At 59.7% G+C, this 24,787-nt stretch carries 20 protein-coding genes; 11 read left to right on the top strand and 9 right to left on the bottom strand.

The genetic code is table 11. The features are described 5' to 3' along the window. Positions 1-47 precede the first annotated feature (47 nt). The 5 genes from glpE (at position 48) to malQ (ending at position 6,793) form a co-directional block, all read left to right on the top strand. Positions 48-374 carry a thiosulfate sulfurtransferase GlpE gene (glpE, locus tag AC6I8F_RS01265; RefSeq protein WP_058759320.1) on the top strand — a complete coding sequence of 109 codons (327 nt, stop codon included), beginning with the start codon at positions 48-50 and terminating at the stop codon, positions 372-374. Positions 375-406: 32 nt separating this feature from the next. Further along, on the top strand, positions 407-1,231 hold the full coding sequence (gene glpG, locus AC6I8F_RS01270; protein WP_481658051.1) for a rhomboid family intramembrane serine protease GlpG: 825 nt from the start codon (positions 407-409) through the stop codon (positions 1,229-1,231). Between the two features lie 43 nt (positions 1,232-1,274). Beyond that, positions 1,275-2,033, top strand: a complete 759-nt coding sequence (locus tag AC6I8F_RS01275; RefSeq protein WP_058759319.1) for a DeoR/GlpR family transcriptional regulator — start codon at positions 1,275-1,277, stop codon at positions 2,031-2,033. Positions 2,034-2,273: 240 nt separating this feature from the next. Beyond that, positions 2,274-4,679 (top strand): maltodextrin phosphorylase, encoded by a 2,406-nt coding sequence (malP, locus tag AC6I8F_RS01280; RefSeq protein ID WP_498028409.1) that lies wholly within the window; start codon positions 2,274-2,276, stop codon positions 4,677-4,679. A gap of 56 nt (positions 4,680-4,735) precedes the next feature. After that, positions 4,736-6,793 carry a 4-alpha-glucanotransferase gene (gene malQ, locus AC6I8F_RS01285; RefSeq protein ID WP_498028410.1) on the top strand — a complete coding sequence of 686 codons (2,058 nt, stop codon included), beginning with the start codon at positions 4,736-4,738 and terminating at the stop codon, positions 6,791-6,793. Positions 6,794-6,829: 36 nt separating this feature from the next. Here the strand turns inward: malQ and nfuA are convergent, their stop codons facing one another. After that, positions 6,830-7,405 (bottom strand): Fe-S biogenesis protein NfuA, encoded by a 576-nt coding sequence (gene nfuA, locus AC6I8F_RS01290; RefSeq protein WP_021507402.1) that lies wholly within the window; start codon positions 7,403-7,405, stop codon positions 6,830-6,832. 58 nt (positions 7,406-7,463) lie between these two features. Next, positions 7,464-8,141, bottom strand: a complete 678-nt coding sequence (gntX, locus tag AC6I8F_RS01295; protein WP_021507403.1) for a DNA utilization protein GntX — start codon at positions 8,139-8,141, stop codon at positions 7,464-7,466. Between the two features lie 35 nt (positions 8,142-8,176). On the opposite strand from gntX, the gene bioH reads away from it, so the two are divergent. After that, positions 8,177-8,950, top strand: coding sequence for a pimeloyl-ACP methyl ester esterase BioH (gene bioH / locus AC6I8F_RS01300; protein ID WP_021507404.1), 774 nt, complete (start codon positions 8,177-8,179; stop codon positions 8,948-8,950). Here bioH and AC6I8F_RS01305 read toward each other — a convergent pair. Together AC6I8F_RS01305 and AC6I8F_RS01310 are read right to left on the bottom strand one after the other, a co-directional pair. Beyond that, positions 8,931-10,619 carry an alpha-amylase family glycosyl hydrolase gene (locus AC6I8F_RS01305; protein WP_059011199.1) on the bottom strand — a complete coding sequence of 563 codons (1,689 nt, stop codon included), beginning with the start codon at positions 10,617-10,619 and terminating at the stop codon, positions 8,931-8,933. The two genes, bioH and AC6I8F_RS01305, sit on opposite strands and share 20 nt — an antisense overlap. A gap of 96 nt (positions 10,620-10,715) precedes the next feature. After that, a complete protein-coding gene (locus tag AC6I8F_RS01310; protein ID WP_498028775.1) occupies positions 10,716-13,046 on the bottom strand; it encodes a Tex family protein in 2,331 nt (776 codons plus the stop codon). 236 nt (positions 13,047-13,282) lie between these two features. Here AC6I8F_RS01310 and AC6I8F_RS01315 point away from each other — a divergent pair, with 236 nt between their 5' ends. Together AC6I8F_RS01315 and greB are read left to right on the top strand one after the other, a co-directional pair. Further along, positions 13,283-14,545, top strand: coding sequence for a hypothetical protein (locus AC6I8F_RS01315; protein ID WP_215800575.1), 1,263 nt, complete (start codon positions 13,283-13,285; stop codon positions 14,543-14,545). 53 nt (positions 14,546-14,598) lie between these two features. Next, positions 14,599-15,105 (top strand): transcription elongation factor GreB, encoded by a 507-nt coding sequence (gene greB / locus AC6I8F_RS01320; RefSeq protein WP_021507408.1) that lies wholly within the window; start codon positions 14,599-14,601, stop codon positions 15,103-15,105. Positions 15,106-15,207: 102 nt separating this feature from the next. Here the strand turns inward: greB and yjbE are convergent, their stop codons facing one another. After that, positions 15,208-15,450, bottom strand: coding sequence for an exopolysaccharide production protein YjbE (gene yjbE / locus AC6I8F_RS01325; protein ID WP_021507409.1), 243 nt, complete (start codon positions 15,448-15,450; stop codon positions 15,208-15,210). Positions 15,451-15,960: 510 nt separating this feature from the next. Here yjbE and ompR point away from each other — a divergent pair. After that, on the top strand, positions 15,961-16,680 hold the full coding sequence (ompR, locus tag AC6I8F_RS01330; protein WP_001157751.1) for an osmolarity response regulator transcription factor OmpR: 720 nt from the start codon (positions 15,961-15,963) through the stop codon (positions 16,678-16,680). Then, a complete protein-coding gene (envZ, locus tag AC6I8F_RS01335; protein WP_031279686.1) occupies positions 16,677-18,035 on the top strand; it encodes a two-component system sensor histidine kinase EnvZ in 1,359 nt (452 codons plus the stop codon). The genes ompR and envZ overlap by 4 nt, the downstream gene beginning before the upstream one ends. Positions 18,036-18,168: 133 nt before the next feature. Here envZ and pckA read toward each other — a convergent pair whose 3' ends face one another. From pckA to AC6I8F_RS01355, 4 genes are all read right to left on the bottom strand, one after another. Further along, positions 18,169-19,788: a phosphoenolpyruvate carboxykinase (ATP) gene (gene pckA / locus AC6I8F_RS01340; RefSeq protein WP_215787033.1), complete on the bottom strand. Its 1,620-nt coding sequence runs from the start codon at positions 19,786-19,788 to the stop codon at positions 18,169-18,171. A gap of 270 nt (positions 19,789-20,058) precedes the next feature. After that, on the bottom strand, positions 20,059-20,931 hold the full coding sequence (gene hslO, locus AC6I8F_RS01345) for an Hsp33 family molecular chaperone HslO (RefSeq protein ID WP_125309867.1): 873 nt from the start codon (positions 20,929-20,931) through the stop codon (positions 20,059-20,061). 25 nt (positions 20,932-20,956) lie between these two features. Then, positions 20,957-21,358: a ribosome-associated heat shock protein Hsp15 gene (gene hslR / locus AC6I8F_RS01350; RefSeq protein WP_021507413.1), complete on the bottom strand. Its 402-nt coding sequence runs from the start codon at positions 21,356-21,358 to the stop codon at positions 20,957-20,959. A 239-nt stretch (positions 21,359-21,597) separates the two neighbouring features. Further along, positions 21,598-23,739, bottom strand: coding sequence for an intracellular growth attenuator family protein (locus AC6I8F_RS01355; protein ID WP_058770964.1), 2,142 nt, complete (start codon positions 23,737-23,739; stop codon positions 21,598-21,600). Positions 23,740-24,137: 398 nt separating this feature from the next. On the opposite strand from AC6I8F_RS01355, the gene nudE reads away from it, so the two are divergent. Continuing rightward, positions 24,138-24,704, top strand: coding sequence for an ADP compounds hydrolase NudE (gene nudE, locus AC6I8F_RS01360; protein WP_058774993.1), 567 nt, complete (start codon positions 24,138-24,140; stop codon positions 24,702-24,704). Positions 24,705-24,787 lie beyond the last annotated feature (83 nt).

A 24,787-nucleotide genomic window follows, 5' to 3' on the forward strand; every position in this document is an offset into this window, starting at 1 on the left:
TATCAGGGTAAACTAACGCCAATTGATGACGAGGTAATGAGAGACCCATGGAAACCTTCGAGTGTATTAACGTCCTGCAGGCTAACGAGCATCTGGCACAGGGAGCGCAACTGGTAGACATCCGCGATCCGCAAAGCTTCGCCATGGGCCACGCCACCGGTGCCCAACATCTGACCAATGACAACCTGGCGACGTTCATTGCCGGCGCCCGGCACGACCAGCCGGTGCTGGTGATGTGCTATCACGGCAACAGCAGTAAAGGCGCGGCGCAGTTCCTGTTAAGCCAGGGCTTTAGCGACGTCTACAGCATCGACGGCGGTTTTGATGCCTGGCGCGCGGCGTTTCCGACGCAGGTCGCCATCGGCAGCCTCTGATTGACCGATTAAAGGAAGGAGAGCACCGCATGATGCGCATCACCCAGTTTAACCAGCCGCGTATGGCGCAGGCGTTTGTCGATTACATGGCGACGCGCGGCGTCACGCTGCGTATTGAGCGCGAAAGCCACTATGTCATTGTGCTGGATGACGACAGCAAGCTGGAGATGGTCGAAAACGAACTCGCGCAGTTCGTGCGCGATCCCAACCATCCACGCTATCAGGCGGCGAGCTGGCACAGCGGTACCACCGACAGCGGTCTGCGTTATGAGCGTGGCAATATCTGGGCAAACATTCGCGAACGCGCGGGCCCGCTCACGCTGACCATCATGATCGCCTGCGTGGCGGTGTTTATTCTGATGCAGATTGTCGGCGACGATGTGGTACTCAGCTGGCTGGCCTGGCCAGCGGATTCCTCCCAGTATTTTCAGGTGTGGCGCTGGTTCAGCCACGCGCTGCTGCACTTCTCGCTGCTGCACATTCTGTTCAACCTGATGTGGTGGTGGTATCTCGGTGGTGCGGTAGAGAAGCGCCTCGGCAGCGGCAAGCTGTTCGTTATCATGCTGATTTCAGCACTGCTGAGCGGCTGGATGCAGGCGAAATTCAGCGGTGTGCTGTTTGGCGGGCTGTCCGGCGTGGTTTATGCGCTGATGGGCTACTGCTGGCTGCGCGGCGAGCGCGATCCCGAAAGTGGCATTTATCTCGAGCGCGGCCTGATTGGCTTCGCTATTGTATGGCTGGTGATTGGCTGGTACGGCGCCTTTGGCCTGTCGATCGCGAACGCTGCGCACGTCACCGGTTTGCTGGTGGGGCTGGCGATGGCGTTCGTTGATACGCGCAAACGCGCACGTCGCTAGTAGCAGGATAAAAAGAACACGGCCTTGAGCCGAGGAGAGAGATGTGAAGCAGACGCAACGTCATGACGCCATTATCGATCTGGTCCGGCGTCAGGGGTATGTCAGTACGGAAGAGCTGGTGGATCATTTTGAGGTCAGCCCGCAGACTATCCGGCGCGATCTGAACGATCTGGCCGATCAAAACAAAATTCAGCGTCATCACGGCGGCGCAGCGCTGCCTTCCAGCTCGGAAAACACCGCGTGGCAGGATCGCAAAATGATGTGGTCGGCGGAAAAGGCACGCATCGCCGAGCGCGTGGCGAGCCAGATCCCGGACGGCGCCACGCTGTTTATTGATATCGGCACCACGCCGGAAGCGGTGGCGCATGCGCTGCTCAACCACAACAATCTGCGTATTGTCACCAACAACCTCAACGTGGCGATTTTGCTGATGGGCAAGCCGGATTTCCGCGTGATCATCGCCGGCGGTGAAGTGCGCACGCGCGACGGCGGGATTATGGGGGAAGCCACGCTCGATTTTATCTCTCAGTTCCGGCTCGATTACGGCATTCTCGGCATCAGCGGTATTGATATGGACGGTTCGCTGCTGGAGTTCGACTATCACGAAGTGCGCACCAAACGCGCTATTATCGAGAACTCGCGCTGCGTGATGCTGGTGGTGGATCACTCGAAGTTTGGCCGTAACGCCATGGTTAACCTTGGCAACATGAGCCTGATTGATTATCTGTATACCGATCAAACCCCACCATTAAGCGTACTGAAGGTGATTGAACAGCACGAAGTGCATCTGGAGCTGTGCTGATTTCCCAGGTGCGCATCAATGCGCACCCTGTGATGCAGCAGGCCATGCTTACCAAACCGCACCCTTAGTGCATTGTGCCGTATTGTAGGGTCGCCATTGATGGCGACCAGGCCGCAGCGGCACGCCTTTTTTCACTGCATCTTCATTTCCCTGTCGCTTTTTTCAGCGTCCCCGGCTTAACTTACTCTTTCAGATTTGCGCTTGCCCGTGTTTACCGTTTCGGATGCAAAGGGATGCACTATGTCGCCGCTAAAATTCAATAAAACCCGCTTTGACGCCGCGCTGACCCGCCAGTGGCAGCAGCTCGGACTGACTTCCGCCCGGCAGATGACGCCGCATCAGTGGTGGCAGGCGCTCAGCCGGGCGCTGATGGAACTGCTTGCCGCACAGCCGCCCGTGCCGCCGAAAAGCGCTCAGCGCCACGTTAATTATCTCTCAATGGAGTTTCTGCCCGGCCGGCTGACCGGCAATAACCTGCTCAATCTTGGCTGGTATAACGAGGTGGCCGCCGCGCTGGCAGAGCACCAGGTAGAGCTGAATGAACTACTGGAGGAGGAGGTCGATCCGGCGCTGGGCAACGGCGGTCTGGGACGGCTCGCGGCCTGCTACATGGATGCGATGGCGACGGTCGGCCAGCCGGCGATGGGGCACGGCCTCAACTATCAGTACGGCCTGTTTCGTCAGTCGTTTGTGGCCGGACAGCAGCACGAAGCGCCGGATGACTGGCAGCGCGATCGCTATCCGTGGTTCCGCCACAACGCTGCGCTGGATGTGACGGTGGGGCTGGGCGGTAAGGTCAAAAAGCGCGACGACGGCAGCGTCGAGTGGCGTCCGGCACAGCAGCTGATCGGCCAGGCCTGGGATCTGCCGGTAATCGGCTATCGCAACGGCATCACGCTGCCGCTGCGCCTGTGGCAAGCCACCAGCGCGCAGCCGTTTGACCTGACGCTGTTTAACGCCGGGAAGTTCCTGCAGGCGGAACAGCCGGGCATTGAAGCCGACAAGCTGACCAAAGTGCTCTATCCCAATGACAACCATGCGCCAGGTAAACGTCTGCGGCTGATGCAGCAGTATTTCCAGTGCGCCTGCGCGGTGAGCGACATACTGCGTCGTCACCGGCTGGCGGGCCGTGCGCTGCATACGCTGCCGGATTTCGAAGTGATTCAGCTCAACGATACCCATCCCACCATCGCTATTCCGGAGCTGCTGCGTCTGCTGCTGGATGAGCATGGCCTGAGCTGGGACGACGCCTGGCACATTACCAGCCGCACCTTTGCCTATACCAACCATACGCTGATGCCGGAGGCGCTGGAGCGCTGGCCGGCGAGCCTGCTGCGCGAACTGCTGCCGCGCCATCTGCAAATCATCAAACAGATCAATCGCCAGCTGAAGCAGCAGGTCAAACAGCGCTGGCCGAACGACAGTGCCCTCTGGCACAAGCTGGCGGTGGTGAGCGACGGCGAAGTGCGCATGGCCAATCTGTGCGTGGTGAGCTGTTTCGCCGTCAACGGTGTGGCAGCGCTGCACTCGCAGCTGGTGGTTAACGATCTGTTCCCGGAATATCACCAGCTGTGGCCACACAAGTTTCATAACGTCACCAACGGCATTACGCCGCGCCGCTGGCTGAAGCAGTGCAACCCCCTGCTGTCCGCGCTGATTGACGACAGCCTGCAGGTGGAGTGGGCCAACGATCTCGACGCGCTGGAATGGCTGGCGCCGCTGGCGAAGAAGAAAAGCTTTCGCCAGCAGTTCCGCACCATCAAGCAGCAAAACAAACTGCGGCTGACGGTGTACATCAAACGCGTGACCGGCATCGATATCAATCCTGACGCGCTGTTTGATGTGCAGATCAAGCGCCTGCATGAATACAAACGCCAGCATCTCAGTCTGCTGCACATCCTGCACTGCTATCGCCAGCTGCGCGATAACCCGGACAATCCCGACTTCGTGCCGCGCGTATTTTTGTTTGGCGCTAAGGCGGCGCCCGGCTATTTGCTGGCAAAAAACATCATCTGTGCCATCAATAAAGTCGCGGAGGTGATCAACAACGACCCGCTGGTGGGCGATCGCCTGAAGGTGGTGTTTGTGCCGGATTACCGGATTACCGCCGCCGAGCTGATGATTCCGGCAGCCGATCTCTCGGAGCAGATCTCCACGGCCGGTTACGAAGCCTCCGGTACCGGCAACATGAAGCTGGCGCTCAACGGCGCGCTGACCATTGGCACGCTGGACGGGGCTAACGTGGAGATTGCCGAGGCGGTCGGTGAGAAAAATATCTTTATCTTTGGCAACACGGTGGATGAGGTAAAAGCACTGAAGGCCGACGGTTACAGTCCGAAGAAACTGCGTAAGCACGATCGCTATCTCGACGGTTTGCTGAAGGAGCTGGAAAAGGGCAAATTCAGCGACGGCGACCGGCAGGTATTTGCGCCGCTGCTGGAGAGCCTGAGCAAACAGGGCGATCCGTGGCTGGTGCTGGCCGATTTCGCCGCTTATATCGCGGCGCAGCAGCGCGTCGAAGCGCTGTGGCGCGATCCGGAAGCGTGGACCAAAGCGGCGATTCTCAACACGGCGCATACCGGCCGCTTCAGTGCCGATCGTTCGATTCGCGATTATCAACAGCGTATCTGGCAGGCGGCGCGCTGAGCCGCCGGAAAATGACGCTGCATGCGTAATGTGCGCACGGCAACGAAGGAGACAACATGGCCATGAAGAAACTGGATCAGGCTGCACGGGATGCCGGTATCGCACTGAGTTTTATCAACAATAAAGGTGAGTCACAGACCATCAGCGACGACACCAAACGCGCGCTGATGGCGCTGATGGACGCCCCGACGGGCAGCGCGCCACCGCTGCCGCCGGTGCTGGTGTTAACGCCGCCCGGACTGCCTGAACTGACGCCGCAGGGCAGCGACGACTACCGCTGGCAGCTGGTGAGCGAGCAGGGGCAGCACTATGACGGCACGCTGAGCGCGGGAGAAAGCCTGGCGCTGCCGGCAGAACTGCCCGAGGGCTACCATCAGCTCACGCTGAGCACTTCACGCCAGCAGTGGCAGACGCGCATTATCATCGCACCGGCGCGCTGTTATCTGCCGCCAGCGCTGGCGCAGGGGGAGAAGCGCTGGGGCGCGCTGGTGCAGCTCTATACGCTGCGCTCGGCGCGTAACTGGGGCATCGGCGACTTTGGCGATCTGATGCAGATGCTGGAGCAGGTCGCCGCTCACGGCGGAGATTTCATCGGTCTCAACCCGCTGCATGCGCTCTATCCGGCGCAGCCGGATCACGTCAGCCCGTACAGCCCGAGCTCGCGCCGCTGGCTCAACGTGCTGTACATCGACATCAATCAAATCGACGAATTCACCCAAAGTGACGCCGCCCAGCGCTGGTGGCACAGCGCGCCAACGCGCAAAGCGCTAAAACAGGCGCGCAGCGCAGCGTTTGTCGATTATCGCGCGGTGACGACGCTCAAGCTGACTGCGCTGCGTTTTGCCTGGCAGCACGCACAGCCGCAGCTGACCCGGCAGCCGGCGTTTCAGCAGTTTCTGGCTGAAGGCGGCGATGCGCTGCGCTATCAGGCGGCGTTTGACGCCATCGTAGCGGCGCGCAGCCAGCAGCATCCCGATGAGTGGGGCTGGGAAAAGTGGCCGTCAGGCTGGCAGCAGGCGCAGCAGCCGGAGGTGCAGCAATGGTGCGCGCAGCATGAGGACGACATTCTGTTCTGGAGCTGGCTGCAGTGGCTGGCGCAGCAGCAGTTCGCCGCCTGCTGGCAGCGTAGCCAGCAGCTGGGGATGGCGGTCGGGTTATATCGCGATTTGGCGGTTGGCGTGGCACAGCACAGCGCGGAAACCTGGCAGGATCCGCAGCTGTATAAGCTGGGCGCGTCGGTGGGCGCACCGCCGGATCCGCTTGGCCCGCTCGGGCAGAACTGGGCGCTGCCGCCGCTCGATCCACATGTACTGCGCGCGCGGGGCTATCAGCCGTTTATCGATCTGCTGCGCGCCAATATGCGCGATTGCGGGGCGCTGCGCATCGATCACGTTATGGCGCTACTGCGTTTGTGGTGGATTCCCTATGGCGAAAGTGCCGATAAAGGCGCGTATGTCGCCTATCCGGTGCACGACCTGCTGGCGATCCTCGCGCTGGAAAGTCAGCGTCAGCGCTGCATGGTGATCGGTGAAGATCTCGGCACCGTGCCGCAGGAGATCGTCAGCCTGCTGCGCGACCGCGGCATTTTTTCGTGGAAGGTGCTGATGTTCGAGTGCGGGGAGGAGGGGCAGTTCCGGCCACCGGCAGCTTATCCGCGCCAGTCGATTGCCAGTGCCAGTACCCATGATTTACCGACGCTGAGTGGATTCTGGCATGCCGCCGATCTGCAATTGCGCAATCAGCTGGGACTGTTCGCCAGACGCAGCATGCTGAAAGCGGCCATCGCCGAACGCGATGGGCAGAGAAAAGCGCTGCTGAAGGCGATGAGCGAGGCGCAGGCGATTGACGCACGCAGCAAAAACAGTGCGGGTCAGCGGCTGACGCCCGCGCTGAATCAGAGCGTGCACCGCTTTCTGGCATTTACCGACAGCGCCCTGCTGGGGCTGCAGCCGGAGGACTGGCTGGGAATGGAGACGCCGGTCAACGTGCCGGGCACGGTAGCCGAATACCCCAACTGGCGGCGCAAACTGCGCGTACCATTGGAGAAGTTGTTTAGTTACCGGAAAGTGCAGCAGCTGCTGGCGATCGTCAATGAAGGGCGTAAGAAGCCGTAAAACACGCGGCAGCCGGGGTGGCTGCCGCATCTTCTATCAGTAGTAGGAGTGCTCGCCGCGCTGATGCTCGGTGAGATCGCGCACGCCTTTCAGTTCCGGGAAGGCGGCCAGCAGCTCTTTCTCGATGCCGTCTTTCAGCGTCACGTCAATCATCGAGCAACCGTTACAGCCGCCGCCGAACTGCAGAATGGCATAGCCTTCGTCGGTGATCTCCATCAGCGAGACGCGACCGCCGTGGCTGGCCAGCTGCGGGTTGATCTGCGCCTGCAGCAGATACTCCACGCGCTCAACCATCGGTGCATCGTCCGACACTTTACGCATCTTGGCGTTCGGCGCTTTCAGCGTCAGCTGTGAGCCGAGGTTATCGGTCACGAAGTCGATTTCCGCATCTTCGAGGTACGGCGCGCTCAGCTCATCGACATACGCAGACAGCTTGTCGAACTTCAGTTCGGTATCGGTGGCTTCGACCGCGTCCGGCGGGCAGTAGGAGACGCCGCACTCGGCGGTTGGCGTACCCGGGTTAATAACGAATACGCGAATCTGGGTGCCATCTTCCTGTTTTGACAGCAGTTTTGCGAAGTGCTCTTGCGCAGTATCAGTAATACGGATCATGGCGATTGCTCAATAGTTGACTAAAATACCTGGTTATAATACGCCCAACGCCGACGCTCTACAAGGTACGGCACAGGCATCCTATGTGTACGCTGGCCGCGCCCTGCGCCAGTAATAAGCGGCTGATTTCCCCCACCGTGCTGCCGGTGGTCACCACATCATCGATAAGCAGGATGTGGCGTCCGCGCACCGCCATTTCAAGGCGAAACGCGCCACGCAGATTGCTTTTCCGGGCGCGGGCGCTGAGCACATGCTGCACCGCACCGTGTCGCACCCGGCGCAGACCTTCGCGGTATTCACAACCGAGCCAGCGCGCCAGCGGTTTAGCCAGCAGCGCGGCCTGATTATACCCGCGCTGCCAGGCGCGGCGGCGATGCAGCGGCACGCTCAGCACCAGATCGATACGCGGCAACGGCTGCTGGCGGCGCTTTGTTAATAATTTTAACAAAAGCAGCCGTGCCAGCATCACCCTGAGTGCGGTTGCGCGCGAGAATTTGAGCCGCTGCACCCATTCGCTCAGCGGCGGCACATAATCACTCACGCAAGTGAGAGCGTGCCACGGCGGCGGCCGGCGCAGGCAGCGTCCGCACGCTTGATCGCCGCTGGCCGGCAGTCCGCAGCAGGGACAGAGCGCCGGCAGCGCCGGTAGCTGGCGCAGACATACGCTGCACAGGCCGTGCCGGGCGATACGCAGCGGCAGACGGCATAGCCAACACAGGGCAGGGATTGCTAGCATAGCGACCTCCTTTTCACTTTTCGGGAGTGTAACCGATGAGTTCGCTTTACTGGCACACCACAGGCACAGGCGATCGCGATCTTGTGCTGCTGCACGGCTGGGGACTAAACGCCGAAGTGTGGCAACACATTGTTCCGCGACTCAGCCCGCATTTTCGTCTGCACCTGGTGGACCTGCCGGGATTTGGCCGCAGCCAGGGATTTGGGCCGCTGAGCCTGGCGCAGATGGCGCAGCAGCTACTACCGCAGTTGCCAGCGCGCGCTGTGCTGCTTGGCTGGTCGCTGGGCGGCTTAGTGGCCAGCCAGCTGGCGCTGAGCCAGCCCGATCGCGTGGCGGCATTAATTAGCGTGGCCTCGTCGCCGTGCTTTACCGCCCGGGATGAATGGCCCGGCATTCAGCCTGAGACGCTGGCGACGTTCCAGCAGCAATTGAGCAGCGATTTCCAGCGCACGGTGGAGCGTTTTCTCGCGCTGCAAACCATGGGGACGGAAAATGCGCGTCAGGATGCGCGCCAGCTGAAAGAGGTAGTGCTGTCGCAGCCGATGCCGTCAGTGGCGGTACTGGAAGGGGGATTGAACATTCTGCGCCACGATGATTTGCGCAGCGCACTGGATGGGCTGACGCTGCCGTTCCTGCGTATCTATGGCGCGCTGGATGGCCTGGTGCCGCGCCGCATTGCGCCGCAGCTGGATGCACGCTGGCCGCATTCGCAGTCGGTTGTCATCGCGAAGGCCGCGCACGCGCCGTTTATTTCGCACCCGGAGGCGTTCTGCCAGCAGGTGCAGCAGTTCATCCACGCAGCCACATAAACTGCCAGGCGGCCAGCACCAGCGGCTGGCTGCCATCCACGCGCTGCCCGCTGATCACATCCTGAAAAGGGCGCGCCTGCGGCAGCGTAGTGCTGATCTCGCGGCTGCTGAGATTGAACACGCACAGTAACCCTTCGTCGCTGTCCGCGGCGTGACGGCGCAGCAGCAGCACCGCGTTGTCGCTCTCCAGCAGCGTCATCGGATTGTCCGGATGGAACGCCGGCTGCCGGGTGCGCAGCTGAATCAGCGCGCTAAGCCGCTCAAACACCTGCTGACGCAGCGGGTTGCCGCCGCTGATTTGCTGTTCGATATCGCGCAGGCTGTACTTCTCACGGTTGATGGCGCGGTTGTGCCCGGCAGCGCGCACGCCCTCGTTGTCATTGCGCGAGCCGAGAATACTTTGAATATAGATGGCGGGCACGCCGGGAAAGGCCAGCAGAATCGCGTGCGCCAGCAGGAAGCGACGCAGGCGCGTCTCGTCATCGTCGGTCTGGTGATTGAGCGCATCCAGATACGTTACGTTGATTTCATACGGGCTGGTGCTGCCGTCCGGGTTGTTTTTATAGGACACCAGCGCGCCCTCCAGCGCCAGTTCACGCACCAGCGCCACAATCTCGACTTCTGACAAAATTCCGCGTGCCGGATTGAGGCCAATGCCGTCGTGCGAGGCGAGAAAATTGAAGAAGGTGGTGCCGCCATCACCGGGCTCAAGCGTGCTGGCCCACTGGCGCAGCGCGCGCGCCGAGCCGGAGTGAATGGCGTGCAGCACCAGCGGTGGCAGCGAAAACTGGTAAACCATCTGCGCTTCGTCGTGGCCGTTGCCGAAATAGCTGATGTTATCCTGATGCGGCACGTTGGTTTCGGTCACGATCACCGTACCAGGCGCGACTTCGTTGGCGATGGCGCGAAACAGCTTCACCAGCTGATGGGTTTTGGTCAGATGGATACAGCGTGTGCCCGGCGTTTTCCACATGTAGCCCACCGCGTCCAGCCGCACGTAATCCGCGCCTTTGTTGAGATAATCCAGCAGCACGCCCACCATGCGGATCAGCACCTGCGGATTAGCGAAGTTGAGATCGATTTGGTCGGCGCTGAAGGTGGTCCAGATAAAGCGCGTGTCGCCGTTAGCGAGGGTAAACGGCGTCAGCAGCGGTGAGGTGCGCGGGCGCGTCACGGCACTGAGATCGGTGGCGGGCGGCATGCTGATAAAGAAGTCGTCCCAGCCGGCATCCTGCGCCAGAAAGTGGCGAAACCACGCGCTGTGCGCCGACATGTGGTTACAGACGAAATCGAACATCAGCCGGGTTTCGCTGTGCAGCGCCGTGATGTGCTGCCAGTCACCGCAAATCGGGTTCACTTTGTGGTAATCGATAACCGAGAAGCCATCGTCGGACGAGTAGGGGAAAAATGGCAGCAGATGCACCAGGCTGAAGGTGGACTGCAGATGCTGCTGATAAAAGCGCGTAAAGCTGGCGAGCGTGGGCTGCTCGGGTTCGCGGAACTGGTCGGCGTAACTGATCAGCACCACGTCTTTTTCATCCCAGTGCGCTTTACGCGGCAGCTTTACCGTGTCGCGCGCCGCGCGGATGTGCGAAAGCAGGCGCTCGCGCGCCGCGACGGGGAAGCTACCTTCATAAATCTCATCGAGCAGGAAGTTGATAATGTCCATCGGATCGCCGGGTTACGCGGAAGGTCATTTTTTCACACGGTTTTTTCAGCGTAGTCCGCCAGGACAATTTATCAACCTCCTGTACTCGCGCGCCGCTTAGCGTTTCTTCCCAAAGGCGGCCGCCAGCGCATCGCCCATCGCACTGTTACCGACGCTGCTGCTGGCAGGTTTGCCGCGGCCTTTGGCACCGGCTGCCGGCCGCGCGGCCTCTTTGCCCGCGCCACGGTTGCCGCCGCTGCGCGCGTTGCTTTCACCCGGCTGCTCATCCAGACGCATGGTCAGCGCGATACGCTTACGCTGCAGATCGACTTCCATCACCTTCACTTTGACGATATCGCCGGCTTTCACCACCTGATGCGGATCGTCAACGAATTTGTCAGACAGCGAAGAGATATGCACCAGACCATCCTGGTGCACGCCGATATCGACGAACGCGCCGAAGTTGGTCACGTTAGTCACCGCGCCTTCCAGCACCATGCCCGGCAGCAGGTCGTTGAGCGTCTCCACGCCTTCAGCAAACTGCGCGGTTTTGAACTCCGGACGCGGATCGCGGCCCGGTTTCTCCAGCTCTTTGATGATGTCGGAGACGGTCGGCAGCCCGAAACGCTCATCGGTGAAGTCGCGCGCATTCAGGTCGCGCAGGCTGCCCGGATTGCCCATCAGCTCATTCAGCGCCTGTTCCGTGGCGGCGAGAATGCGCTCCACCAGCGGATAGGCTTCCGGATGCACCGTTGACGCATCCAGCGGGTTATCACCGTGGTTAATGCGCAGGAAGCCGGCGCACTGTTCAAAGGCTTTCGGGCCGAGGCGGCTCACCTTGAGCAGCTGCTGACGGTTCTGGAAACGGCCGTTTTCGTCACGCCAGCTGACAATATTCTGCGCCATCATGCGCGTCAGGCCGGCGACGCGCGTCAGCAGCGCCACCGAGGCGGTATTCAGGTCAACGCCCACGGCGTTCACGCAGTCTTCTACCACCGCATCGAGTTTTTTCGCCAGCTGGCTCTGGCTGACATCATGCTGATACTGGCCAACGCCAATCGATTTCGGGTCAATTTTGACCAGCTCTGCCAGCGGATCCTGCAGACGACGGGCGATAGACACCGCACCGCGCAGCGAAACGTCGAGATCGGGGAACTCCTGCGCCGCCAGTTCGGAAGCGGAATAGACCGATGCTCCGGCCTCACTGACAATCACTTTTTGCGCTTTGATTTGCGGGAACTGCTTCTGTACGTCGAGGAAGAAACGCTCGGTTTCACGTGAAGCGGTGCCGTTGCCGATCGCCACCAGTTCAACCTGATGCCTGGCGCACAGCGCCGCCACCGAGGTCGCGGCTTTGGCCGCCTGGCCGGTATGCGGATAGATGGTATCGGTCGCGACCAGCTTGCCGGTGGCATCGACCACCGCCACTTTGACCCCGGTGCGCAGGCCAGGATCGAGGCCCATGGTGGCGCGCATGCCGGCGGGTGCCGCCATCAGCAGATCGTGCAGATTACGGGCAAACACGTTGATCGCTTCGTCTTCTGCCCGTTCGCGGATGGTGCCCATCAGTTCGGTTTCGAGGTGCAGCAGGACCTTGATGCGCCAGGTCCAGCTGACCACGGCTTTGCGCCAGCTGTCGGCCGGTGCGTTGTTCAGGCGCAGGCCAAGGTGGTCGGCGATCAGCGTTTCACCGTAGCTTTCGCGCGGCGCTTCATCAAACTGCGGATCGGCGTTGAGCGACAGCTGTAAAATGCCTTCGTTACGGCCACGGAACATGGCCAGCGCGCGGTGCGACGGCACGCTGCTCAGCGCTTCGTGATGATCGAAGTAGTCGCGGAATTTAGCGCCTTCTTCCTCTTTGCCTTCCACCACGCGTGCAACCAGATGGGCGTTCTTCCACAGGTAATCACGCACTTTCGCCAGCAGCGTGGCGTCTTCGGCGAAGCGCTCCATCAGGATATAGCGTGCGCCATCCAGCGCGGCACGCACATCGGCAACGCCTTTGTCCGCGTCGACATAACGCGCTGCCAGCTGCTCGGGATCCTGAGACGCGTCGTTCCACAGCGTCTCTGCCAGCGGTTCCAGCCCGGCTTCGATAGCGATCTGCCCGCGCATGCGGCGCTTCTGCTTATAAGGCAGATAGAGATCTTCCAGCTCGGTTTTGTTCAGCGTGCCGTTGATGGCAGTGGCTAATTCCGGCGTCAGTTTGCCCTGGTCATCAATGGATTTCAGAATCGACTGGCGGCGTTCCTCCAGCTCACGCAGATAGCCGAGACGGCTCTCCAGCGTACGCAGCTGGGTATCATCCAGCCCGCCGGTCACTTCCTTACGGTAACGTGCGATAAACGGCACGGTGTTCCCTTCGTCCAGCAAGCGAATGGCGGCGTCAACCTGGTCGGCGCGTGCCTTCAGCTCACCTGCGATAATCTGGCTCAGCGAATCTTTCATCATCAGTAACGGTCTTGCTTACACAGGGTTAGAAATAGGGGACAGTTATACGGACTGAGGCCGCAAATTGCCAGCCGCTGACCGGTGAATCCGTCTTTTTCTGAATGCAGCGCGCAACTCAGAGAAACTTAGCCACCTATGTGTTAAACCCCAGCGCAATGGCGTGCCGGTTGCAGCCAGGCTCGCCCCGTCTCTGCCCTATAATCCGCGGCAAACCACGGAAGGAGGGTGAAGCAATGATCAAATTACTGCTGCTGCTGGCCGGACGCGAGCTGCTGGTGCGTTATCGTCTGCTGATTTATGGCCTGGCGCTGTGCGGTGTGCTGCTGGCCGGCATGATTGTGGCGGACGTGCTGGTCGATGGGCATATCAATCTGTCGCTACAGGTGCTGGCGCTCTTACTGTCGCTGTCGCTGCTGTTTAACCTGCTGAGCGGCGAGGTGTCGCTGCAGCGCTGGCTCAATCTGCTGTTTTCCCTGATTTTTGTTGGCACGCTGCTGGCCGGCGCGCTGTGGCACGGTGACGAGAGGCAACTGAAGAAACTGCTGCTGACGGTGATGGAAATCTGCCTGTTGTTTAACGGCCTGTTTCGCTGCCTGAGCGCGGCGCTGATTCAGCGTCAGCGCTGGGTGCGACATTTTATGCTGGGCTGCGGCGAGATGGTGCTGAGCGTGGTGCTGTTTTTCAATGACAACCTGCATACCTGCGTGTTGCTGGGCAGCTGGCTGGTACTGTTGCTGCTGTCGTTCAGCCTGACGGTATGGCGCGTCTGGCGCCAGTGGCAGCGCCTGCCGGCGGGTCAGTCCGTTACGCTGCTGCCGTGGTTTTGTCGCGGCCATCGTCATATCGCGCGGCTCCGGCCGTGGCAGCAGGCCCGCTTTCCGCCGGACGCTGCGGCATTTCCTCTCTGTGTCCACGTCTGGCAGGCGCAGTCTGAAGCCAGTCAACAGCCGAAGCGCTATGTGATTGACCGTTACATCGGCGTGATTAACGGTGAAGGGCACTTTTGTACCGGCCATGCGGCACTGAGCTTTGGTGAGCGCGGCTACATCAGCCTTTATCCGCAGCAGGAGATCGATCCGCAACCGCACGAGCTACCGCGTCTGCTGCTGGCCGGACAGATTAACGATCGCCCCGGCCGTTTTCTCCCCTCGCTGGCGGCAGAGATTGCCGACTGGCGCAGCCCGGATTTAACCTTCAGTTTTCAGCACTACAACGGGCAGGCGCTCGCCAGCTACTGGCAGGCCAACCGTGGTGACAGCCTGTATAATCTGACGGCAAAAAACTGTTCGACCACCGTGGTGGATGCGCTGGACGTGGCGTTTGAAGGCTATTACGGCCAGCGGCTGCAGCAGGTGTTTGCGCTGCTGTTGCAGCCGGCATTCTGGGGCGCCTGCGTGCTGCGCGAACGGGCAGAAATCATGACCTGGACGCCCGGCCTGGTCGCCGATTATGTGCGCCTGATGAAAAAGACGCTGGGTGCCTGTCCGGGCAGGTAAGGCTTTGTGATAGCCTCTGTGCAGTGAACAGGGCTGTAACCACGAGTGAAGCGATGAAAACCCAACTGATTACCCGCGAAGGCTATAACAAGCTGCGTGCTGAGCACGACCATCTGTGGAATGAGAAGCGGCCGGAAATCACCCGCATTGTCTCCTGGGCCGCCAGCCTGGGCGATCGCTCTGAAAACGCCGATTACACCTATAACAAGCGCCTGCTGCGCCAGATCGATCGGCGCGTGCGCTATCTGCGTAAATGCCTCGCCGAGCTGAAAATCGTTGATTATGCGCCGCAGCAGGAGGGCAAAGTGTTCTTCGGTGCCTGGGTGGAAGTAGAGAATGAGCAGGGCGACGTGAAGCGTTTTCGCATCGTCGGACCGGACGAGATCTATGGCGATACGGTGAAAGAGTACATCTCCATCGACTCGCCGATGGCGCGCGCGCTGATCAAAAAAGAGGTGGATGACGAGGTGACGGTAAACACGCCGGAAGGACAGAAGGTGTGGTTTGTGAACCGCATTGAGTACGTGACGGAAAGTGAGGAAAAAAGAGGCGGAGAGTAATGGCCTGGTGAAACAAGCCGGGGCGCAACTTATTCTCCGCTGGCGAAAGGGCTGGCAGTATAAGAGGGGGAAGCGCCGCAGCCTTGCCGCGCCAGATAAGCGTTATTTGCCCGGCGTGGTCGCCGTGGTCGTTGAGGTGCTGCTACCGCCGTGATCGCCGCCGCCCATGGTGGCCAGCGCGACGCCGAGCAGGGCTCCCACCGCACCGATGCCGATAGCATCGGAATTACCTTTGGCCGTGGTCGACGCCTGTGCGCCGGCGGCTTCGCCCGCTGGCGTAGCGGCCTGAACCTGTGTGAGGCTGGTGAGTACCAGAGCGCTCAGCAGAACAACGGTTTTTTTCATCTTTCTTCTCCACATGAACTCAGTAAGCAGGTACCGATGCAGTGTCGGAGATCATTTGCGCAGAGGAAAGGGGAGTTTACTGACTGATTTAAATCACTTTATTTAACGCTGGCCTTATTTTGCTCGCGCACTGGCACTGTTCCGAGCGCGGATACGCAGTCAGCGGCGAAAACGCGATATTTTATGCTACTGAGCGCGGCCGCTGGCTTATCCTGCAGGTGAAACTTAAGCCAAATGGCGCGCCCCGCCTGACGGCGAAAGCGGGACGGCCCGGCTGGACCACTCACCGGCAGAAAACGGCGCTGATTTTCAGACAAGCGCTAAACGGCGTCAAAATCAGTCAGAAAAGCGCGAGCGGAGCCGCAGTTCGCGGTTAAAATTAAAGATAAGCTGCTGTTTAATATGCTTTGTAACAATTTCGGCTAGAATATAAACCATTAATGACTGTCACAGACAGGCATCTTTTTTACACAATATCGGCTCAGGCAATGGCGCCTTTGGGAGTTGAACATGCAAGAGAACTACAAAATTCTGGTCGTCGATGATGATATGCGTCTGCGCGCACTGCTCGAACGCTATCTCACCGAACAGGGCTTTCAGGTGCGCAGCGTCGCCAACGCCGAGCAGATGGATCGTCTGCTGACCCGCGAATCATTCCATTTAATGGTGCTGGATTTAATGCTGCCGGGCGAAGATGGCCTGTCAATTTGCCGTCGTCTGCGTAGCCAGAGTAACCCGATGCCGATCATTATGGTCACCGCGAAAGGTGAAGAGGTCGATCGTATCGTGGGGCTGGAAATCGGCGCCGATGACTACATTCCAAAACCGTTCAACCCGCGTGAGCTGCTGGCGCGAATTCGTGCCGTGCTGCGTCGTCAGGCCAATGAGCTGCCGGGCGCGCCGTCGCAGGAAGAAGCGGTCATCGCCTTCGGTAAGTTCAAACTGAACCTCGGCACGCGTGAAATGTTCCGTGAAGATGAGCCGATGCCGCTGACCAGCGGAGAGTTCGCCGTGCTGAAAGCGCTGGTGAGCCATCCGCGTGAGCCGCTATCGCGCGATAAGCTGATGAACCTGGCGCGCGGGCGTGAGTACAGTGCGATGGAGCGTTCTATCGACGTGCAGATCTCTCGTCTGCGCCGCATGGTCGAAGAAGATCCGGCGCATCCGCGCTACATCCAGACCGTCTGGGGCCTTGGCTACGTTTTCGTTCCGGACGGCAGTAAAGCATGAGGCGATTGCGCTTCTCACCCCGCAGTTCGTTTGCCCGCACCCTGTTGTTGATCGTTACCTTGCTGTTCGTCAGCCTGGTAACGACCTACCTGGTGGTGCTCAATTTCGCCATTCTTCCCAGTCTGCAGCAGTTCAACAAAGTCCTCGCCTACGAAGTGCGTATGCTGATGACCGATCGGCTGCAGCTGGAGGATGGTACGCAGCTGGAAGTGCCGCCGGCCTTCCGGCGCGAAATTTATCGTGAGCTGGGCATCTCGTTGTACACCAACGCGGCGGCGGAAGAGAGCGGGCTGCGCTGGGCGCAGCATTATGAATTCCTCAGTGAACAGATGGCGCAGCAGCTGGGCGGGCCGACCGACGTGCGGGTTGAGGTTAACAAAAACTCGCCGGTGGTCTGGCTGAAAACCTGGCTGTCGCCGGATATCTGGGTGCGCGTACCGCTGACCGAAATCCATCAGGGCGACTTCTCACCGCTGTTCCGCTATACCCTGGCGATTATGCTGCTGGCGATTGGCGGCGCCTGGCTGTTTATCCGTATACAAAACCGACCCCTGGTCGATCTCGAACACGCTGCGTTGCAGGTGGGGAAAGGCATTATTCCGCCACCGCTGCGCGAATACGGTGCTTCGGAAGTGCGTTCGGTGACGCGTGCCTTCAACCAGATGGCGGCGGGCGTGAAGCAGCTGGCCGATGACCGTACGCTGCTGATGGCCGGCGTCAGCCATGATTTACGCACGCCGCTGACGCGCATCCGTCTCGCCACCGAGATGATGGGCGAGGAAGATGGCTACCTGGCCGAGTCGATCAACAAAGACATCGAAGAGTGTAACGCCATCATCGAGCAGTTCATCGATTACCTGCGCACCGGGCAGGAGATGCAAACCGAGCGCGCCGATCTGAATAGCGTGCTGGGCGAAGTGGTGGCGGCGGAGAGCGGCTACGAGCGCGAGATTGAGAATGCGGTGATGGACGCGGAGCTGATGCTGGATATTAACCCGCTGTCGATTAAACGCGCGGTAGCGAATCTGGTGGTTAACGCGGCGCGTTACGGTAACGGCTGGATCAAAGTCAGCAGCGGTCAGGAATTGAATCGCGCGTGGTTCCAGGTGGAGGATGATGGTCCGGGCATTAAGCCGGATCAGTTACAGCATCTGTTCCAGCCGTTTGTGCGTGGCGATAGCGCGCGCAGCACCAGCGGCACCGGTCTGGGTCTGGCGATTGTGCAGCGTATTATCGATGCGCATGACGGATCGCTGGAGATTGGCGACAGTGAACGCGGCGGATTACGTATCCGTGCGTGGTTACCGATTCCGGAAAACAGCGCCACGACGGCAGTTAGCAGTAACGTTAGTTAAATTTCCGCACCAACCGTCGCGGCGCAATCTATTACGCATCCATCAGCGATATTGCCGCTGCAGGCATGCGCGATAAATCGCGCCGCGACGAAATGTGCCATCGCTAAGCCGCCGTTGTGGCGGCTGGGCTACTTCACAGCTGAGGGCCGGCCTGCACCAGCGCTTTGCCGGCATCGTTGTCGGTGTACTTCTCGAAATTGGTGATAAAGCGCTGCGCCAGCGCTTCGGCAGCCTGCTGCCAGGCGGCGGCGTCAGACCAGCTGCGGCGCGGATCGAGAATGGCATCGTCCACCTGTGCCAGCGTGGTGGGCACCTGCAGATTAAACACCGGCAGCGTCACGGTCTCCGCTTCATCCAGCTCACCGGCCAGAATCGCGTTGATGATAGCGCGCGTGTCTTTCAGCGAAATGCGCTTGCCGCTGCCGTTCCAGCCGGTATTCACCAGATAGGCCTGCGCGCCGGACGCCTGCATACGTTTCACCAGCACATCCGAGTACTGCGTTGGATGCAGCGTCAGGAACGCCGCGCCAAAACAGGCGGAGAAGGTTGGGGTGGGCTGCGTCACACCGCGCTCGGTGCCGGCCAGCTTGGCGGTAAAGCCGGACAGGAAGTGGTACTGGGTTTGCTCCGGCGTCAGACGCGAAACCGGTGGCAGTACGCCAAAGGCATCGGCGGTCAGGAAGATGACCTTCTTCGCGTGGCCGGCTTTCGATACCGGCTGCACGATGTTTTCGATGTGCTCGATCGGGTAAGACACGCGGGTGTTTTCCGTCTTGCTGGCGTCGGCGTAATCGACCGTGCCGTCGGCGCGCACCACCACGTTCTCCAGCAGCGCATCACGGCGAATCGCGCGGTAAATCTCCGGCTCGGCCTGCTCTGACAGATTGATGGTTTTGGCGTAGCAGCCGCCTTCGAAGTTAAAGACGCCGTCGTCGTCCCAGCCGTGCTCATCATCGCCGATCAGCTGACGATCCGGGTCGGTAGAGAGCGTGGTTTTACCGGTACCGGACAGACCAAAGAACACCGCCACGTCGCCCGCTTTGCCGACGTTGGCCGAGCAGTGCATCGAGGCGATACCCTTCAGCGGCAGCAGATAGTTCATGATGGCGAACAGGCCTTTTTTCATCTCGCCGCCGTACCAGGTACCGCCGATCAGCTGCATGCGTTCAGTCAGGTTAAAGGCAACAAAATTCTCGGAATGCAGCCCCTGCGCCTGCCAGTCCGGATTGGTGCACTGCGCCGCGTTCATCACCACGAAATCCGGCGTAAACTCAGCCAGTTCGGCTTCAGTCGGACGGATAAACATGTTTTTGACGAAATGCGCCTGCCACGCCACTTCCATCACGAAACGCACGCTGAGGCGGGTGTCCGGGTTGGCGCCGCAGAAGGCGTCAATCACAAACAGACGCTTGCCGGAAAGCTGTTGCGTGCAGCGATCTTTGAGCGCCTGCCAGGTTTCCTGTGACAGCGGCTGGTTGTCGTTCTTGCCGTTGCCAACATCGTTCCACCACAGCGTGTCACGCGTGGTGTCATCCCGCACGATGTATTTATCTTTCGGCGAACGTCCGGTGAAGATGCCGGTATCCACGGCAATGGCACCGCTCTGCGTCAGGGTGCCGCGCGCGTAACCTTCCAGCTCCGGGCGGGTTTCTTCCTGAAATAACGTGGCGTAATCAGGGTTGTACACCACCTCTGTGGTGCCGCTAATTCCGAGCGTTTCGAGGTCTTGCGATGTCAGGCCGTTAACGCGCATGTGACTGCTCCTTAAATCGGTACTTCATGGCATTTTTTATGAGGGTTTCTGCGTCCTGCTGCGCATAGCCGCACAGGGCAGATCGCGCGCAGTGTACACGTCTGAGCGAGGTGGAAAAGTGAAGAGAGTTAAAAATGCGAGCTGGAACGTGACAAGTAGAGAAATCTGCCACTTATGAAACTAAAGTTAGCGTAAATTAGTTAATTTCCGTGAAAAATCATAGCGCTACGCCGGCGGAAAATACGGGCGGCGTCACCGCCCGTTTGCTGATTAATGCAGTTGATCGCTATTGCCGGAGGGAGCGTTACGAATAGCAGCAATATCCACGGCGTCGTACACATAGTGCGTGCCGCAGTAGTCGCAGTGCATATCAATTTTGCCGTCTTCGGCCAGAATCTCATCCACTTCCTCTGGCGGCAGCGTTTTCAGCACTTCACCGCAGCGTTCGCGCGAGCAGGTGCATTTGAAGCTGACCGGCGCCGGATCGTAAACCGTGGCTTCTTCCTGATGATAGAGACGCCACAGTACGTCAGTAGCGGGCAGCTCAATCAGCTCTTCGCTCTTCACAGTTTCGGTTAACGTGGCCAGATGGTTAAAGTCATCCAGGTTGGGCTCCTGCGCGGGCAGCACCTGCAGCAGAATACCGGCTGCGCCTTTCTCGCTGGTGCGAATGAACAGGCGGGTTGGCAGCTGCTCGGAACGCATGAAGTAATCTTCCAGACAGCCCGCCAGCGTATCGGCTTCCAGGCCGACCACGCCCTGATAGCGCTCGCCTTTCTCAGGCGAAATGGTGATCACCAGATAGCCGTTACCCACCATCTGCTTCAGGCTGCTGCCGGCAGCGATCTCCGCATCCTCTTTCAGCCGCGCCACGCCGCGCAGCTCCTGGCGGTTATTTCCGTTGATCACCGCCATGCTCAGCGGGCCATCGCCCTGCAGCTGCACGGTGATGTCGCCGTCAAATTTCAGCGTAGCGGTGAGCAGGCTGGTGGCGACCAGCAGTTCGCCCAGCAGCGTTTTGACCGGCTCGGCGTAGTCGTGGTTCTGCACGATGTCGCGCCAGGTTTGAGATGCGTTGACCAGCTCGCCGCGCACGGCGACGTTTTCAAACAGGTAACGATGCAGTTGATCTTGAACAGACATAAGGTTTCTCTCGTGGGGGCGCGAGTTATTCATCGCCCGACAATTTAAATTTCAGCAGATCGCGGCGCTCTTTTTTATCCGGGCGACGATCGGGATGCGGCATGGTCAGGGCATTCATTTTGCGCGCCAGCGCGTTCTTTTCGCGCTTTTCGATGCTGGCGGCCGTCTCCGCGTACATCTGCTGCGCTTCGCTGGCCGGACGCCGCTGGTCGCCGATGGCGGTGATGATCACCGTGCGCTCATCGTTGCCCTGACGCAGCGTCAGCTCGGCCTGCAGTTCGACCACTTTGCCCGGTTTGCTGCGCTGGCCGTTGTAATGCACTTTGCCGCCTTCAATCATGTCGCGAGCCAGCGCGCGGGTTTTATAGAAGCGCGCGGCCCACAGCCATTTATCAAGGCGGACGCCTTCACTGGTTTTCTCTTTCATTGCGGCTCCTGCTGTTACGCTGCGTCGCGCCGTGTGGCGATCGGTCGCACATGGTCGCATGACGCCGGAAAGATGGATCGGGCCGGTGCCGGATACCCAAAGGTATGGGTACAACGTGATAAATCAAGGGCGAGGTGCCGTTGCGGGCTGCCGATCCATCGCCAATCCCTTAAGCGTAATCGGCATTTTGTTTTCCGCCCTGAAAAACAGGGCGACAGGGTAGCACAGAAGGCGGAGGGTCAGAACAGCGAGCGCACGCTCTGCATAGTGCTGAGGTTGTGGTTAAAGCACTTGTCGTAATACTGCTGAATCTGCGCCATACGCAGGCGGTTGCGGTGGATGCGGCGCAGCGCCAGCAGGCCGTTGCTGACGGCGCTGACAATCAGCACCAGCATCAGCAGCGCGGTGCCCAGATAGCGCCATTGCGCCATGGCGTCGGGCTCGTTGTGCAGGGCGATGTGGCGCGTGCCATTGGCATCGGTGGTAATGCTGGTAATGATACCGCTGGCGGCAAACGGCGTGTGCAGCAGCATGCCGGACAGGCGCTGCAGTTCGTGCCACTGTGAAGGGGCGTCGAGATCGAACAGCGCCACCGACGGCTGCGGCTGGTTCACCATCTGCCGGCCTTCATCGCTAATGATCAGGAATCCGCCCGGCGGCGGGCTGTTAAGGGTTTCCGCCGCGCGACGCGTCTCCCGCGAGAAGAAGGTCGAGGTGGCGGTATTCACCAGATTCTCCAGCGCTTCGGCGCTAACCGGGCGCAGCAGCACGTTCATGCCGTTGAGCTTGCCGGAATCCGCACGGTGAATCAGCGTATCCCAGTCTTTGGCGTTACCGAGGTTGACCAGCGCATTTTTCAGGCGCACGCAGTCCTGCTGCTGGCTGCACAGCTGCTGGGTTTTCAGCACCAGATCGGAGAAATCATCCAGCAGAATCATGCCTGATTTCTGAATCGCCGACGCCAGCTGCGGGTTAAGTTTCGGGTCGGTGTTGGTTTCCGGATGCAGCTGCTGCGTGGTGGTCTCCAGCAGCGCGGCGGCTTTGTCGATGATGTCGGACTGCGGCAGCGGCAGCGGCGCAGCGTTGTTCCAGTAAATCGCCGAGCAGTCGAACGGCATGTAGCCGTAGCTGCGGTTGCTCTGGTAATTGCCCGGAACCGAGCACATGCCGGTGCCGCTCACTTTCAGGCTATCGCCAATGTGCAGCGGCAGGGCAGTGAGTTTATCGACGCTGTTCACTTCCACACTTTCGGTGCCTTTTAACCAGGCGAGGCTGAGTTTGATCGGCATGCTGAGTGGAATCCAGCTCACCAGCATCACCAGCACCAGCAGCGAACCGCACGCCAGCACCAGGTTTTTACGCCAGCGCTGTACCGGGAAGTTGCGGACTTCATCCTGCAGCGACAGGAAGCGCCCCTGGCGTACCACCTGACGATTCAGGTAGATATCCACATCTGTCACCTGGCCCAGGTCGTGCGCCACATAAGGCTGCCAGTGTGCCGGATAGATTAAGTCGATGATGCCGAGCGAGATGTTGCTCTGCTCCTGATTGGATTCGCCAAACAGGCCCCAGCGCTTCGGTGCGCCGCGCAGACAGTGCACATCGCGCAGCCCTTTTTCACCGGGGAATCGATACATAAACCACAGGCTGACAGCGACGATCGCGCCGGCGGGCAGCGCAATCCACAGCATCAGGCTGCCGGGCAGTACCAGGCTGAGGAAAAACAGCAGGAAGGCGCAGCAAATGGCGCTCGCTTCACGCGTGCCGTCGGCGCGCGACAGCTGATACTCTTCCGGCGACTCTTTGCGCACCTGCAGCAGCTCGACGTTTTCGCTCTCCTCTTTACGAATCGAAGCGTTGGTCGACATCGGCCGCACCAGCGGCGGTAGCGCCGGTTGTTCTACCGCATAGTTCACCAGCGAGTGGCCGTTGAGCGAGATCACCAGCGGCAGGGTCTGGGTACGGATCAGCTCGACGTAGTTTTCTTCAGCGATGTACTGCTCCCACAGCGGCGGCAGATGCACCTCGACTTCATCCAGGTAGTAGCGCCATTTGTGGGGATCGTCAGTGGAGAGGCCGTAACGGGTGATGGAGCGGGTAACGGGATAAACATTATTGCTCTGTGCGGTCAGCGCCAGCGCTTCGGGTTCCCGTGACGATCGGGTCGATCGCCCGCCGCTGTGCTGACGCGCTTTACCCAGCGACGCAATATACTTCTCAACGGCAGCGCGTTCTTCATCGGTGAGTTTACGGCAGGGCGGACTGATAAACGGCAGTGGTTTCGCCAACGGCGGACGATGCCGCATAGCGTACCAGTAGCCGATTCCGGCCACTAACGAACAGGCCAGCATGACAGCCAGAATGACGATAAGAGTGCTCATGCTTTGCTCAATCCAGCCAAAAAACTGCCGTCACGTTTACGATGTGCTCCCGGTAAAACCTGCAATACGAGTCAATTTTGGCGAGCAGAAGTCATTCTGACAAGAGGCAAATGAAACAAAATACCGCGCAAAATCATTGTATTATAAATTTGTTAGATTATTCCTTAACGGAATGGTACTCACAAGCCCCTCAATTAAACATCGGTATTATCCGAATTTGCTGCTACCCCGTTGACTTATTGTGAAAATCTTACTGTGCAGATAACAAGAAGTTGTTAGCGGCAGCGGGCAAATGTATGTCACCATGATTGAACCGCGCTGCGTGTCGCACAATGCTGCGGGCTTCGGTATGCTGACGTCATCGCGTTTCACAAGGCTGTGCTAAGTTTGAGGCTGATATGACCACTCCCCTGAAAAAACCTGACATCCTCAACGTGGAAGCGGTGGCCCGCTCCCGCCTGTTTACCATCGAAGCGGTTGATCTCGCCTTCAGCAACGGTGCGCGTCGCGTCTATGAGCGCATGAAGCCCTCCGATCGTGAAGCGGTGATGATTGTGCCGATCATTGGCGATGACGTGATCCTGATCCAGGAGTACGCCGTCGGACTGGAAACCTATGAGCTGGGCTTCCCGAAAGGTTTAATCGATCCGGGTGAAAGCGTTTTTGAAGCCGCCAACCGTGAGCTGAAAGAAGAAGTGGGCTTTGGCGCGCACCAGCTGGACGCGCTGGGCAAACTCACCATGGCGCCGTCCTATTTCTCCAGCAAGATGAATATCGTGGTAGCTGAAGGGTTGTACGAAGAGAAGCTGGAAGGGGATGAGCCGGAGCCGCTGATTGTACGCCGCTGGCCGCTCAGCAATCTGCTGGCGCTGCTGGAAGAGCCGGATTTTCGCGAGGCGCGTAACGTCAGCGCGCTTTTTATGGTGCGTGAGTGGCTGGTGAAGCAGGGGCGGTTGAGTTATTGAGGACACCTGGCGGCGCAATAAAAGGCGCGGAGAGTCGCACGGGGCAAAAACAATAAGCCGGGGATTTCCCCCGGCTTTTTTGA

Source organism: gamma proteobacterium symbiont of Axiagastus rosmarus (assembly GCF_059730925.1).